This is a genomic window from Faecalibacterium sp. An122, from assembly GCF_002160895.1.
In the GTDB taxonomy this organism is placed as follows: domain Bacteria; phylum Bacillota; class Clostridia; order Oscillospirales; family Ruminococcaceae; genus Faecalibacterium.
On record NZ_NFLL01000002.1, the window covers coordinates 117,297 to 131,181 of the forward strand.

At 63.7% G+C, this 13,885-nt stretch carries 13 protein-coding genes; 12 read left to right on the plus strand and 1 reads right to left on the minus strand.

The genetic code is table 11. The features are described 5' to 3' along the window. The first annotated feature begins 52 nt into the window (after positions 1-52). The 10 genes from B5E67_RS02525 to B5E67_RS02575 all read left to right on the plus strand — a co-directional run bounded on the left by B5E67_RS02525 (position 53) and on the right by B5E67_RS02575 (position 10,701). Complete coding sequence (locus tag B5E67_RS02525; RefSeq protein WP_087382538.1) at positions 53-1,333, plus strand: pitrilysin family protein; 1,281 nt, start codon at positions 53-55, stop codon at positions 1,331-1,333. After that, positions 1,326-2,627: a pitrilysin family protein gene (locus B5E67_RS02530; protein ID WP_087382541.1), complete on the plus strand. Its 1,302-nt coding sequence runs from the start codon at positions 1,326-1,328 to the stop codon at positions 2,625-2,627. Before B5E67_RS02525 ends, B5E67_RS02530 begins: the two co-directional genes overlap by 8 nt. 22 nt (positions 2,628-2,649) lie before the next feature. Beyond that, entirely contained in the window at positions 2,650-3,750 is a 1,101-nt protein-coding gene (gene lgt, locus B5E67_RS02535; RefSeq protein WP_087382543.1) for a prolipoprotein diacylglyceryl transferase, read from the plus strand. Positions 3,751-3,995: 245 nt separating this feature from the next. Then, a complete protein-coding gene (locus B5E67_RS02540) occupies positions 3,996-4,823 on the plus strand; it encodes a PRD domain-containing protein (RefSeq protein WP_087245363.1) in 828 nt (275 codons plus the stop codon). A 303-nt stretch (positions 4,824-5,126) separates the two neighbouring features. Beyond that, the gene (locus B5E67_RS02545) at positions 5,127-6,524 is read left to right on the plus strand and encodes a PTS transporter subunit EIIC (RefSeq protein WP_087382878.1); all 1,398 of its coding nucleotides are present in this window, start codon (positions 5,127-5,129) and stop codon (positions 6,522-6,524) included. A gap of 27 nt (positions 6,525-6,551) precedes the next feature. Beyond that, positions 6,552-7,961, plus strand: a complete 1,410-nt coding sequence (locus B5E67_RS02550) for a glycoside hydrolase family 1 protein (RefSeq protein ID WP_087382545.1) — start codon at positions 6,552-6,554, stop codon at positions 7,959-7,961. A gap of 276 nt (positions 7,962-8,237) precedes the next feature. Further along, positions 8,238-8,549, plus strand: a complete 312-nt coding sequence (gene rplU / locus B5E67_RS02560; protein WP_164488780.1) for a 50S ribosomal protein L21 — start codon at positions 8,238-8,240, stop codon at positions 8,547-8,549. A 14-nt stretch (positions 8,550-8,563) separates the two neighbouring features. Further along, entirely contained in the window at positions 8,564-8,815 is a 252-nt protein-coding gene (gene rpmA, locus B5E67_RS02565) for a 50S ribosomal protein L27 (RefSeq protein ID WP_087245369.1), read from the plus strand. A 170-nt stretch (positions 8,816-8,985) separates the two neighbouring features. Further along, on the plus strand, positions 8,986-10,269 hold the full coding sequence (obgE, locus tag B5E67_RS02570) for a GTPase ObgE (RefSeq protein ID WP_087382551.1): 1,284 nt from the start codon (positions 8,986-8,988) through the stop codon (positions 10,267-10,269). A gap of 15 nt (positions 10,270-10,284) precedes the next feature. Continuing rightward, positions 10,285-10,701 (plus strand): ribonuclease III domain-containing protein, encoded by a 417-nt coding sequence (locus B5E67_RS02575; RefSeq protein ID WP_087382554.1) that lies wholly within the window; start codon positions 10,285-10,287, stop codon positions 10,699-10,701. 161 nt (positions 10,702-10,862) lie between these two features. Here the strand turns inward: B5E67_RS02575 and B5E67_RS02580 are convergent, their stop codons facing one another. Next, positions 10,863-11,054, minus strand: coding sequence for a hypothetical protein (locus B5E67_RS02580; RefSeq protein ID WP_087382558.1), 192 nt, complete (start codon positions 11,052-11,054; stop codon positions 10,863-10,865). A gap of 136 nt (positions 11,055-11,190) precedes the next feature. Between B5E67_RS02580 and B5E67_RS02585 the strand changes: the two genes are divergently transcribed. Continuing rightward, complete coding sequence (locus tag B5E67_RS02585; protein ID WP_087382560.1) at positions 11,191-12,654, plus strand: RsmF rRNA methyltransferase first C-terminal domain-containing protein; 1,464 nt, start codon at positions 11,191-11,193, stop codon at positions 12,652-12,654. Between the two features lie 168 nt (positions 12,655-12,822). Then, the gene (locus B5E67_RS02590) at positions 12,823-13,560 is read left to right on the plus strand and encodes a YebC/PmpR family DNA-binding transcriptional regulator (protein ID WP_087245379.1); all 738 of its coding nucleotides are present in this window, start codon (positions 12,823-12,825) and stop codon (positions 13,558-13,560) included. The last annotated feature ends 325 nt before the right edge of the window (positions 13,561-13,885 follow it).

Genomic DNA, 13,885 nt, shown 5'->3' on the forward strand with positions numbered 1-13,885 from the left:
TTTGCGATGACACATATACGGCCCGGGGAGACGGGCCAGGAGGATAGACAGATTGGAACGTAAGCAGCTTGCACCTGGGGTGCATCTCTCCTGCGATCCGGCCGAGAAACTCAACCGCTGCCGGATCAGCATTCACTTTACTTTTCCCGCCCAGCGGGACACCGCCACCGCCCACGCCCTGCTGCCGCTGGTGATGGAGCGGGGTTACGCCGGCTGTCCCGACATGACCGGCCTGACCAAAAAGCTGGCCCGCCTCTATGGGGCGGACCTGACGGTGGACGGCCGCCCCATGGGGGCCAACCGGAACCTGTGCATCAGCGTCACCGGCATCAAGAACCGGTTTGCCCTGGCCGGGGAGGACCTGAGCCAGGAATACACCCAGCTGGTGCTGGGGGTGGCCTTCCATCCCTGCATGGCGGACGGCGCCTTTGACGCCGAGGCGGTGGCCATCGAAAAACAGATGCTCCGCCAGTCCCTGGAGGACGAACTGAACGACAAGCGGCTGTACTGCATGCGCCAGACCGCCCGGGAATTCTATGGGGACAGCCCCATGGGCATCCGCCAGGAGGGCTATCTGGAAGAAGTGGACGGCCTCACCGGGGCCGACCTGGCCGCCGCCTATGAGGACATGCTCCGCACCGCCTCCATTGAATTGATGGTGTTGGGCTGCACCCCCGACGAGACCGCCCGCATCGAGGCAGCTTTCCGGGCTGAGCTGGACAAGATTTCCCGCCGTCCCCAGCCCATGGCCCCCTTCCTGGCCATGCCCCGCCAGACCACCGTCCACAAGACCGAATACTTTGATATGGTCCAGGCCAAGCTGTGCATGGCCTTCACCCTGGGCCAGCCCATGGACCTGGCCGACCTGGCGGCCTGCCGCCTGGCCATGGCTCTCTACGGCGGCAGCGTCACCAGCCGCCTGTTCCTGAATGTCCGGGAGCGGGATCACCTGTGCTATTACTGCGCCTCCTCCTTCCAGAGCTTCACCGGCAGCATGACGGTGTCCAGCGGCATCGAGCCGGGGGACGCCGCCCGGGCCGAGGAGGCCATCCTGAACGAGCTGGCCGACCTGTGCACCGGCCCCATCACCGACCAGGAGCTGGAGGACTGCCGCCGGGGCCTCATCGACGGGCTGGAAGGGGTGGAGGACTCCCTCAGCAGCCTGGAGAGCTGGTACGGCATGGAAATCATCCGGGGCGGGGCCATTACCACCCCCGCCCAGGCCCGGGCCGACCTGGCCGCCGTCACCGTGGACCAGGTCCGGGCGGTGCTGCGGCGGTTCAGCCTGTCGGTCAGCTATCTCTTGACCAAAAAGGAGGGGCCCTATGTCTGAGCATCTGCGCGCCATTCTGGACTGTGCCGGGAATGAACGGTACGTCCTGCCCTCGGGCCTCACCGTTCTGGTGCGGCCCATGCCCGGCTACGCCGCCGCCCACGCCATCGTGGCGGCGCGGTTCGGCTCCATTGACCTTCATTTCCGGCTGGGGGAGGAGGAACTGACCCTCCCCGCCGGCGTGGCCCACTACCTGGAACACAAGATGTTTGAGGACCAGGAAGGGGATGCTTTCGCCCAGTTCGCCCGCACCGGCGCCAACGCCAACGCTTTCACCAGCTTTGACCGCACCTGCTACTATTTCACCGCCACCAACGCGGTGGACGAGAGCCTGGACGTCCTGCTGAACATGGTGACCCATCCCTATTTCACCGACGAGACGGTGGCCAAGGAGCAGGGAATCATCGCCCAGGAGATCAAGATGTATGAGGACAGCCCCGACTGGCGTCTGATTACCGAGCTGTGCCAGTGCCTGTACTATACCCACCCCATCCGCAGCGACATTGCGGGCAGCTGCGAGAGCATCGCCCGGATTACCCCCGCCATGCTCTACGACTGCTGCCGGGCCTTCTATGCCCCCTCCAACCTGGTGCTGGCCGCGGCGGGCAACATCACCGCCCAGCGGGTGCTGGACGCCTGTGCCCGGGCCGGGCTGGACAAGCCCGCCGCCGCTCCGGCGGCCCGGCGCCTGTTTGACCCCGAGCCCATGACCCTGCCCTGCGCCGAAAAGACCCTGAAAATGGCGGTGGCCAAGCCCTGCTTCGGCATCGGCTTCAAGGAGGAGCCTCTGGCCCCCGGCGACGGCCGCACCGAGGCTTTGTACGATTTGATCCTCTGCTGCGTCAGCGGGGGAATGTCCCGGCTGTACCGCCGCCTCTACGATGAGGGTCTGGTGAACCCCGGCTTTGGGGGCGAGGTGCTGCGGGTGGACGGCTGCTGCTGCATCCTGTTCACCGGCGAGAGCGACACCCCCGACACGGTGGAACAGCTGCTGCTGGAGGAGATCGAGCGGATTCGCGCCGAAGGGGTGGACCGGGAGATCTTTACCCTGTGCAAAAACGAAAAGTACGGCCAGCTGGTGGAAAACCTGGAAAATGTGGAGGATTCCGCCAGCCAGATGGCAGACTTTGCCCTCATGGGCCAGACGGTGGCCCAGCAGATCGAGATGCTGGCCGGCCTCACCCCCGAGGACGCCGACGCCGCTTTGCAGCGGATTTTGCAGCCCGGCCGGATGGCCCGGGTGCGGATTCTGCCCGACGGCTCCGCCGCCCCCGATTCCGACGAGACCGACTGAAACCCCAAGGAGGTACGTAATTATGACAAATCTTGTGACCTTTCCCGGGCTGGGCCTCAGCTTTGAGATCAGCCGGGTCGCCTTCACCATTGGGGGCGTGAACATCTACTGGTACGGCGTGGTCATCGCTGTGGGCCTTGTGCTGGCTATGATCTTTGCTATGCGCCACTGCACCGAGTTCGGCATCGACGGCGATTCCATGGTGGACGTCCTGGTGGTGGGCGTGGTGCTGGGCATCCTGTCCGCCCGTGCCTACTATGTGGCCATGGCCCCCTTCAAGTACCAATCCATCCGGGAGATCCTGTCCCTCCGAGACGGCGGTCTGGCCATCTATGGCGGCATCATCGGGGCGGTGGTCTTTGGCGGCCTGGCCTGCAAATGGCGCAAGGTGCCGGTGCTGCCCATGTTTGACCTGACCGGCATGGGCTTCCTCATCGGCCAGTGCCTGGGCCGCTGGGGCAACTTCTTCAACCAGGAGGCTTTCGGCTGCAACACCACCCTGCCCTGGGGCATGTACAGCGCCGCCACCGAGGCCTATCTGCGGGGCAGCACCGTGACGGTGCCCGCCGGCGTCACCATCGACCCCACCATGCCGGTGCACCCCACCTTCCTGTATGAGAGCATCTGGTGCCTGGTGGGCTTTGTGGCGCTGCGGTTCCACATGAAAAAACGCCGTTTCAACGGCGATATCGCCCTGCTGTATGCCATCTGGTACGGCCTGGGCCGGTTCTGGATCGAGGGCCTGCGGACTGACAGCCTGCTGCTGGTGCCCTCCATGGGCCTGCGTGCGTCCCAGCTGGTGGCGGCCATCGCTGTGGTGGGCGGCATCATCGCCGAGGTGATCCTCCGCCGCAAGTGCAAGGATCAGACCCTCATGGTGCATCTGGCCATCACGGCGGACAACCGCAAACTGCAGGCCCAGGTGGCCAAAAAGGAGGGCGTCGCCGTCAAGGACGTGGTCCTGCCGGTGGAGGAGGCTTATGCCGGCCTGTCCCGTGCAGAGTTTGCCGACCGCACCAAGACCTACAATGACCAGCTGAAGGAAATGCTGGAAGCCCGCCTGAAGGGCGAGCCCCAGCCCGACGCCCATACCGACGCGGACACCGGCGCCGACGGCCAGTAAGGCCCCGGCGGATGGTGCTCTCTCACAAAAAGCAGTCCGGTTTTTTGTGCTTTGTGCCGATGGACGGGAAAATGCGATTGTGATAGAATAAGGAAGAAATCAAGGCGTTACTCCCCGGAGGCGCTACTTGTACATCTGCCCCTTAGAGGGGGTAGGTGTATGTTGTAGTCGCTTCAGGGGATTTTTTTATTGGTTTGAGCGGTGCCCGCGTGACCGGGCCGGCCGGGGAGGAAAGTGGTTCCGACGTGCGCATCATCAAAAAGATCAACAACAACGCAGCGCTGGGGCTGGATGGCAGCGGCACCGAAGTGGTGGTGCTGGGCAAGGGGATCGGCTTTGCCGACATGCCCTACGAACTGACCGATTATTCCAAGATACAGCGTACTTTTTACGATATGGACCCCCGCTATGTCCAGATGGCGGCCGGCATCCCGGACGCGGTGCTGGAGGCCAGCGCCGACATTGCCGAGCTGGCCGAGATGGAGCTGGAGTGCGAGCTGAACCCCAATTTGCCCTTCACACTGGCGGACCATCTGAACTTTGCACAGGAGCGGCTGCGCAGCGGCACCGTCCTGTCCACGCCGCTGTCCTACGACGTGCGGCACCTGTACCCCAAAGAGGCCGCCCTGGGCCGCAGGGCCCTGGACATCATGGAAGCCTATACCGGCACCCGCCTGCCCGACTGTGAGGCGGTGAGCGTGGCCCTCCACCTCATCAACGCCGAGAACGAGTCGGGGGATATCCATTCCACCATGCTGGCCCTCAAGATCACCGAGGACGTGGACGCCATCATTGAGAAGGAGCTGCACATCCGGCTGGACAAGGACAGCTTTCAGTATTCCCGGTTCGCCATGCACCTGCGCTACCTGATCCAGCGGCTGATGAGCGGCCGCCAGGTGGAGGACCAGGCCGTGGGCCTGCTGGGCCAGATGCGGCGGGAATACCCCCAGATTTATGTCTGCGCCAAAGCGGTGGTGGAGTATTTCGCCTCCGCCTGGAGCTGGCAGTGCAACGACGAAGAACTTTTGTACCTGATGCTGCACATCTACCGCGTGCAGCAGAAAGGGGACTGACAGGCCCTGCCTGTCCCGCAATCAGAATGGACCGGTCTATGGCGCGCGTGGCCCGGTGCAGATAAAAAGGAGAGATCAACCGTGAATCAGGAGCAGTTTTTGCAGCAGGTATACCCGTACATCGGCGGCCAGGCCAACGTGGGCCGTTGGCAGGCCAGCGGAGACAAGCTGTATATCACCGTCAAGGACCGCAGCATGGTGGATCTCGCATCGGTACGCGGGGTGCCCGGCGTGGCGGCGGCAGAACTGGGCCGCAGCCGCCTGAGCATCACGGTACAACCAGACTCTCAGGAGGAATTGTACATGGCTAAAAAAGGAAACTACGACGAGCTGGCCAAAAAGATCATCGCCCTGGTGGGCGGTGAGGCCAACATCGCCAACGTCACCCACTGCATCACCCGCCTGCGCTTCAATCTGAAGGACGAGAGCAAGGCCGACACCGAGGCCATCCGCAGCACCCCGGGCGTGGTGGGCGTCACCTCGGCCAACGGCCAGTATCAGGTCATCATCGGCGCCGAGGTCACCCAGGTGTATGAGAAAGTGGCGGCCCAGCTCCACAATCTGGAGGGCGGCTCTGCCGCTCCCGCCAAGCAGGAGGGCTCCTTCGTCAGCCGCCTGATCGACACCATCACCGGCATCTTCACCCCCATCCTGCCCCCGCTGACCGCCGCCGGCATGCTGAAGGCCGTTCTGGCCATCCTGGTGGCCTTCAAGCTGGTGGACAGCGCCTCCAGCACCTACCAGGTCATCAACTTCATGGCCGACGCCACCTTCTACTTCCTGCCCATCCTGCTGGCCAACTCGGCCGCCAAAAAGCTGGGCTGCAACCCCTACCTGGCCATGATGCTGGGCGGCATCCTCATCCACCCCAACTTTGTCAGCATGGTCACCGCCTCCAAAGAGACCGGTGACGCCATCACCGTCTTTGGCCTGCCCATCTACAACGCCACCTACTCCTCCTCGGTCATTCCCATCCTGCTGGGCGTGCTGCTGATGTCCAAGGTGGAGCCTCTGGCCAACAAGTTTGCACCCAAGGCGGTCCGCTTCTTCACCGCACCGCTGATCACCATGCTGGTGGTGGGCATCGCCACCCTGTGCGTCCTGGGCCCCATCGGCTACGTGATCTCCAACATCCTGGCCTCCGCCATCAACGGCCTGAGCGCCATCGCTCCCTGGCTGGCTCCCACCATCAACGGCGCGCTGCTGCCCTTCCTGGTCATGACCGGCACCCACCACGCTCTGACCCCCATTGGCATCAACAACCGTATGACCATCGGCTTCGACACCATCATCTACCCGGGCCAGCTGGCCTCCAACATCGCTCAGGGCGCCGCTGCTCTGGCTGTCTCCTTTAAGACCAAGAACATGGAGCTGAAGGAGCTGACCTCCTCCACCGGCATCACCGCCGTCTGCGGCATCACCGAGCCGGTGCTGTACGGCGTCACCATGAAGATCCGCACCAACATGATCGCCGCCATGGTGGGCGGCGGTGTGGGCGGCTTCTTCATGGGCCTGATGAACACCAAGAACTACTCCGGCGGTTCTCCGGGCCTGTTGACCCTGCCCAGCTACATCGGCCTGGATGCACCCATGAGCAACTTCTACTTTGCCTGCGCCGGCGCAGCCATCGCCTTTGTGGTGGGCTTCGTGGTGTCCTTCATCCTGTACAAGGACCCCGTGGAAGGCCAGGAAAACGCCTGATTCTCTAAAAGAAGGAGCTTGCAGCCTATGTATTTCCCGGAAAATTTCCTGTGGGGCGGCGCCACCGCCGCCAACCAGTGCGAGGGCGCCTATGACGAGGACGGCAAGGGCCTGTCCATCCAGGACGTCCTGCCCAAGGGGTTCAAGGTCATCACCGACGGCCCCACCCCCGACAACCTCAAGCTGAAGGGCATCGACTACTACCACCGCTACAAAGAGGACATCGCCATGTTCGCCGAGATGGGGTTCAAGGTCTACCGGTTCTCCATCGCCTGGAGCCGCATCTTCCCCACCGGGGAGGAGGCTGTGCCCAACGAGGCCGGCCTGAAGTTCTACGACGCGGTCATCGACGAGTGCCTCAAGTACGGCATCGAGCCCCTCATCACCATCTCCCACTACGAGACCCCTCTGGCCCTGGCCAAAAAGTACAACGGCTGGAGCAACCGCATCATGATCGACCTGTACCTGAAATACTGCCAGGTGCTGTTTGAGCGGTACAAGGGGAAGGTGAAGTACTGGGTCACCTTCAATGAGATCAACTCCATCCTGCATCAGCCCTTCATGAGCGGGGCCATCCTGACCCCCAAGGCCCAGCTGAGCAACCAGGACCTGTACCAGGCCATCCACCACGAGCTGGTGGCCAGTGCCCGGGCGGTGGAGCTGGCCCACCGGATCGACCCCAACTACAAAGTGGGCTGCATGATTCTGGCGGTGACCATCTATCCGCTGTCCCCCAACCCCGACGACATCATCGAGGTGATGCGTCTGGACGACGAAAATTACCTGTTTGCCGACGTCCAGGCCCGGGGCGCCTACCCCTATTTTGCCAAGCGGCTGTTTGAGGAGAAGGGGGTTCAGCTGGAGATCACCGACGCCGACCGGGAGGCCCTGACCCACACGGTGGACTTTGTCTCCTTCAGCTACTACTCCAGCAACTGCGCTTCGGCCGACCCCACCAAGGGCGAGCCCACCGGCAGCAACATGACCACCAACCTCAAGCGCAACCCCTACTCCAAGGTCAGCGAGTGGGGCTGGCAGATCGATCCCCAGGGCCTGCGCTACACCCTGAACCGGCTCTACGCCCGCTACCAGAAGCCCCTGTTCATCGCCGAGAACGGCCTGGGCGCCAACGACACCCTGGTGCCGGACGGCAAGGGCGGCTTCACGGTGGAGGACGACTACCGCATCAAGTATATGAACGACCACCTGGTCCAGGTCAGCGAGGCGCTGCACGACGGGGTGGACGTGATGGGCTATACTGCCTGGGGCTGCATCGACCTGATTTCCTGCTCCACCGCCGAGATCAAAAAGCGCTATGGCATGATCTACGTGGACCTGAACAGCGACGGCACCGGCACCCTGGCCCGCTGGCGTAAAAAGAGCTTTGACTGGTACAAGGAAGTCATCGCCACCAATGGCGAGAGCCTGAAAGTCTGAGCCCCTGCATGACACTCTGAAGACGGCCGCCCGGGTGGAGATTCCGCAGGGCGGCCATTTTTGGCTGGAAAACCCCGGCCCCGGCGGCCGGCCGGGACGGCTCCCCGCCGAAACCACGCTGCAAGGCGAAAAGATTCGCCGGAAAATCCGAAAAACCCCTTGCAATGCCCCCGATTTTCTGGTATACTGTATCAGCCGCTTGGCGTGGGCGCCCAAAATGGCCCGGATGCGGGCCTGCCTTGACAGCCAGCGAGTACACAGAAAAGGATGAAACACATGTACGCAATCATTGTTACCGGCGGTAAGCAGTACCGCGTGGAGCAGGGCGACATCGTCTACATTGAAAAGCTGGACGTTGAGGCTGACTCCGAAGTGAAGTTCGATCAGGTCCTCGCTGTGGGCGAGGAAGGCTCGGTGAAGGTGGGCGCTCCCGTCGTGGAGGGTGCTTCGGTCACTGCCAAGGTCATCAAGAATGGCAAGGGCAAAAAGCTGAACATCATCACCTATCGTCCCAAGAAGCACAGTGCTCGCCGCATGGGCCATCGTCAGCCCTACACCAAGGTTGAGATCACTGCGATCAACGGCTAAGGAGGAAGTATACAATGGCACACAAGAAAGGCGTAGGCAGCACCAAGAACGGCCGCGACTCCATGGCCCAGCGTCTGGGCGTGAAGCGTGCCGATGGGCAGAAGGTTCTGGCTGGCAACATCCTGGTCCGGCAGCGCGGCACCCACATTCAGCCGGGTGAGAACGTTGGCAAGGGCAGCGATGACACCCTGTTCGCTCTGGTGGACGGCACCGTCCGTTTTGAGCGCGTGGGCAAGTCCGGCAAGAAGTGCAGCGTCAAGCAGTAACTTCCCAAGGACCTGACAAACTGCAGATCGAAGAGCCGGACCGTTTGGCCCGGCTCTTTTATGTGTAAGAGAGTTTGGATGACGCCCCGGATGCAGGGGAATGCTGAGAGCAGAATCCCCGCAGCCCGGGCGCCGGCCCGCTCACCTGCGGCAGAATAAAGGAGAAACACATGGCAGCACAGACAAATTTCATTGATATCGCCACCATCTGGCTCCACGCGGGCAAGGGCGGCGACGGGGCGGTCAGCTTCCACCGGGAAAAGTTCGTGGCGGCGGGCGGCCCCGACGGCGGCGACGGCGGCCGCGGCGGCGACATCATCTTTGTGGTGGACGATCACCTGACCACCCTGATGGATTTCCGCTATAAGCGCAAGTACACCGCCCAGGAGGGCGGCCCGGGCCGGGGCAGCAACTGCCACGGCGCCAACGCCCCCGACCTCATCATCAAGGTGCCCATGGGCACTGTCATCAAGGACACCGCCAGCGGCCTGGTCATTGCCGACCTGTCCACCCACGATCCCGCGGTGGTGGCCAAGGGCGGCCGGGGCGGCTATGGCAACGCCCATTTCGCCACCCCCACCCGCCAGGTGCCCAAGTTCGCCAAGCCCGGCATGCCCGGCGAGGACATCCAGGTCACCCTGGAGCTGAAGCTGATCGCCGACGTGGGCCTGATCGGCTTCCCCAACGTGGGCAAGTCCACCCTGATTTCCACCATCAGCGCCGCCCGGCCCAAGATCGCCAACTACCACTTTACCACCCTGGTGCCCACGCTGGGCGTGGTGTCGGTGGGTGAGGGCGCCAGCTTTGTCTGCGCCGACATCCCCGGCCTGATCGAGGGCGCCAGCGAGGGCGTGGGCCTGGGCCACGATTTCCTGCGCCATGTGGAGCGGTGCCGTCTGCTGCTCCATGTGGTGGACGTCTCGGGCAGCGAGTGCCGGGACCCCATGGACGACTTTGAGAAGATCAACCAGGAGCTGGAGCGGTTCAGCCCGGCCCTGGCCCAGCGGCCCCAGATCGTGGTGGGCAACAAGTGCGACCTGGCCACCGAGGAACAGATCGAGGCCTTCCGCCAGTATGTGGAGGCCAAGGGTCTGACCTTTGTGCCCATCTCGGCAGCCACCATGCAGGGGGTCAAGGCCCTGCCCGGCCTGGTGTACAACCGTCTGAAGGATATCCCGCCGGTGCCGGTCTTTGCGGCCGAGTACAAAAAGCCGGAGGTCAAGCCCGATGACCGCAGCTTTACCATCACCCGGCTGGAAGCGCACCGCTGGTCCATCGACGCTCCCTGGCTGGAGCGGATTCTGGCCGGCAGCAACGTGGACGACTACGAGAGCCTGCAGTTCTTCCAGCGGCAGCTGGGGGAGAGCGGCATCCTGGACGCCCTGGTGGACAAGGGCGTGGAGGAAAACGACACCATCCTCATCGGCGATTATCAGTTCGACTATATCTTCTAACCGGAGGGCAGCGCCATGGACAAGACACCCGCGGAAAAGATCGACCTGCGTGAGATCAGCCCCCTGGCCCTGGCCTTTGTGGGGGACAGCGTGCTGGAACTGTTGGTGCGCCGGCGGCTGGTGGAATATCACCGGCTGGCTCCCGGCCGCCTGAACGCCGAAAAGATCAAATATGTATCCGCCCGGGCCCAGTTCCGGGAGGAGCAGCTGCTGGAACCTCTGTTCACCCCGGAGGAGCTGGAGATGTTCAAGCGGGGCCGCAACGCCAGCCGCGCCGCCGTCTCCAAGCACGCCACACCCCAGGAATACCGGGCCTCCACCGGCTTTGAGTGTTTGCTGGGCTGGCTGTACCTCCAGGGGAACACCGCCCGCATCGGCGAGCTGTTCGAGGCGCTGTGGGCGGGGTATGACCCCGCCGCGCCCGGCAGCTGACCCTGACCCCCAGAGGGCCCGCCATCCCGACGGAAAAAGCCCGCTGCTTCCCGCACGGGAATCCGTGAAGGGGAGGCAGCGGGCTTTTCAGGTGTGTGAAAGGTCAGGGAAGGGAAGATGCGCCCGGAAACGGGTTACGCTCCCGGACCAAAGCCGGGGAATCAGCGGCAGTTCTTGCTGCTGGTCTTGGTGGACTTGGTGTTCTGTGCGCCCTCGTCGTCAGCGCCCTTGGTGTACTGGTTGGGGTGCTTGTGCTCGTTGGTGGAGCTGGGGGTGCGGCTGTTGGACGCACGGTTGCTGTGGGTGCTGGACTGGGCGCCGGACTGCTTGACATTGTTGCTGCGATTTTCCATGATTTGATTGCTCCTTTCGGATTGTGGTCAGGTTGTGGTCGCATTTCCTGCGGGGACGGCTGCCCCCGCTGGTCATAGTTTGGCCGTTTGCGACGGCTTTATACATCTGCCGCAAGGGCACAAGGGGGAGATTTTCTTGCCGACCGAATACTTTGAACAGCGGGAGCGGGCTTTGCTGGGTTCCCGCTATGAGGAGCTGTATGCCCCGCCGGCGGCCCAGGCCGCCCGGGGGGTTACCGTCTCGCCGCTGCGGATGTCCCCGGCGGATTTTGCAGCCGGGGCCGGCTTTGCCGTGACGCCCTCCCCCTTCTGCGGGGCGGGATTCCTGGTGCAGGAAGAGGACTTCAAGCCGGGGCGGCACCCCTGGCACCATGCGGGCGTATTCTATTCCCAGGAGCCCTCAGCCTCGTCGGCGGCCCCCCTGCTGGGGGTCCGGCCGGGGATGCGGGTGCTGGATCTGTGCGCCGCGCCGGGAGGCAAAACCAGCCAGCTGGCCGCTGCCCTGGCGGGGGAAGGCATGCTGATCGCCAACGAATACGTGGCCGCCCGGGCCGAAATCCTCAAGAGCAACCTGGAGCGTATGGGCGTGGCCAACGCAGTGGTTCTGAACGAGAGCCCCGAGCGGATCGTGGCGGCCCTGCCCGAGTTCTTCGACCGGATTCTGGTGGATGCCCCCTGCTCGGGCGAGGGCATGTTCCGCAAGGAGCCCGCCGCCCTGGCCCAGCATTCGGAGGCCCTGGTGGCCCAGTGCGCCGCCCTGGGCTCCTCCATTCTGGACAGCGCCGCGGCGGCTCTGGCCCCCGGCGGCGAAATCGTCTACTCCACCTGCACCTTTGCCCCCGAGGAGGACGAGGGCCAGGTGGCGGCCTTTCTGGCCCGGCACCCGGAATTTGCCCTGGCCGACGTGATGGAACGGGCTTTTGCGCCCTTCGGCAGCCCGGGGGAGGAAAACCGCACCGGCGGCCTGCCGCTGGATGTGAGCCTGGTCCGCCGGATCTGGCCCTGCCAGGGGGGAGAGGGGCATTTTATGGCCCGTCTGGTGAAGGCGGGAACCACCGATCCCGCCCAGCGGGCCGCCGAGGAGGCGGTGTGGATGGCCCGGCTCCAAAAGCCCCAGCCCGACCGCAAATCCTCCGGCCCCAAATCCAAAAACCGCCCTGCCCGGGGCGGAAAGCCGGAACCCGTCCCGGCGGGGCAGATGCTGGCGGCGTGGAAGGATTTTGCCGCCCGGTTTTTCCCCGCCCTGGCGGACAAGCCCGCCGTGGTGCTGGGAGAATCGGTGCTGCTGCCCCCGGTCTGCCCGGCCCTGGGCCTGCATATCCTGCGGGCGGGGGTGCTGGCCGGCACCGTCCAGAAGGGACGGTTTGTGCCGGGACATCACCTGTTCACCGCCTTCGGCAAAGAGTGCGTCAATACAGAGGCCCTGACCCGCAGCGATCCCCGCTGCCGGGCCTATCTGCTGGGGCAGGAGATCGAGGCCGCATCGGCCCAAGACGGCTGGTGCTGCGTGACGGTGGACGGCTGCCCCCTGGGCGGCGGCAAGGTGTCGGGGGGACGGGTGAAAAACCACTATCCCAAGGCCCTGCGGCTGCTGGGCTGAGGCGGCGGCCAAACTGGCGCTTGAAGAAAGAACCAGTTTGTGCTAAAATTGATAAGAAAGTCTGATGAAAGATACCTTCAGGACTTCACCAGAGGGAAAGGACACGCCGCGCCGGGTCGGCTGGCATCGGGGCGGCACGTGAAAGATACAGCTAGGAGGCTCAATCCCATGTCAGGACACAGCAAATGGAACAACATCAAGCGCAAGAAGGAAAAGACCGACGGCGCCCGCGCCAAAGTCTTTACCAAGATCGGCCGCGAGATCAGCGTCGCGGTCCGCAACGGCGGCCCTGACCCCGCCTCGAACGGCAAGCTGGCCGACCTGATCAGCAAGGCCAAGCGGATGAATGTTCCCAACGATAACATCCAGCGCATCATCAAGAAGGCCGAGGGCGGCGACAAGACCGAGTACGAAGCCATCAACTACGAGGGCTACGGCCCCGGCGGCGTGGCCGTCATGGTGGAAACCCTGACCGACAACCGCAACCGTACCGCTGCCGACCTGCGCCACTATTTTGATAAAAACGGCGGCAATCTGGGCACACTGGGCTGTGTGGGCTTCCTGTTCACCCAGAAGGGCGTCATTGACATCTCGCTGGAGGACAAGGACGCCGACGAGGCCATGATGGACGCTCTGGATGCCGGCGCCGAGGACTTCGACGCAGGCGAGGACGCCGCCGAGATCACCACCGATCCCGACAGCTTCTCGGCCGTGTGCAACGCACTGGAGGCCAAGGGCTATGAGTTCATCTCGGCCGACCTGGCCATGGTGCCCATGACCACCACCCGGCTGACCGACCCCGATCAGCTCAAGCTGATGGGCAAGCTGCTGGATGCTCTGGAGGAGGACGACGACGTCCAGAACGTCTGGCACAGCCTGGAGAACGAAGAGGACCTGCCGGAATAATCCGCACACACAAGCCGGGCCGTGGTTTTGGCCCGGATGAAGCGTGTCTGTGACACGCTCCAGGGGGAACCCATTTCTGCCTGCCTGCGCAGGTCAGAAATTCCTTCCCCCTGGTATATCCCTCTTGCGCTTAGCCGATTTTTGCAGCACGCCGTGGCGGCGCTTGCAAAAACGGAGCGCTGCGCCAGCGGCGGCTCCCTGATTCATCCACTGGATGCAGTTGCCGCCGCTGCCCAGGGGACAAAATTGCCCGCAGAACCGCGCACTCGCCCTGATGGGCTCGCACACTCTCTGCGGGCAATTTCCCTGTATGTGTCCAGACCGT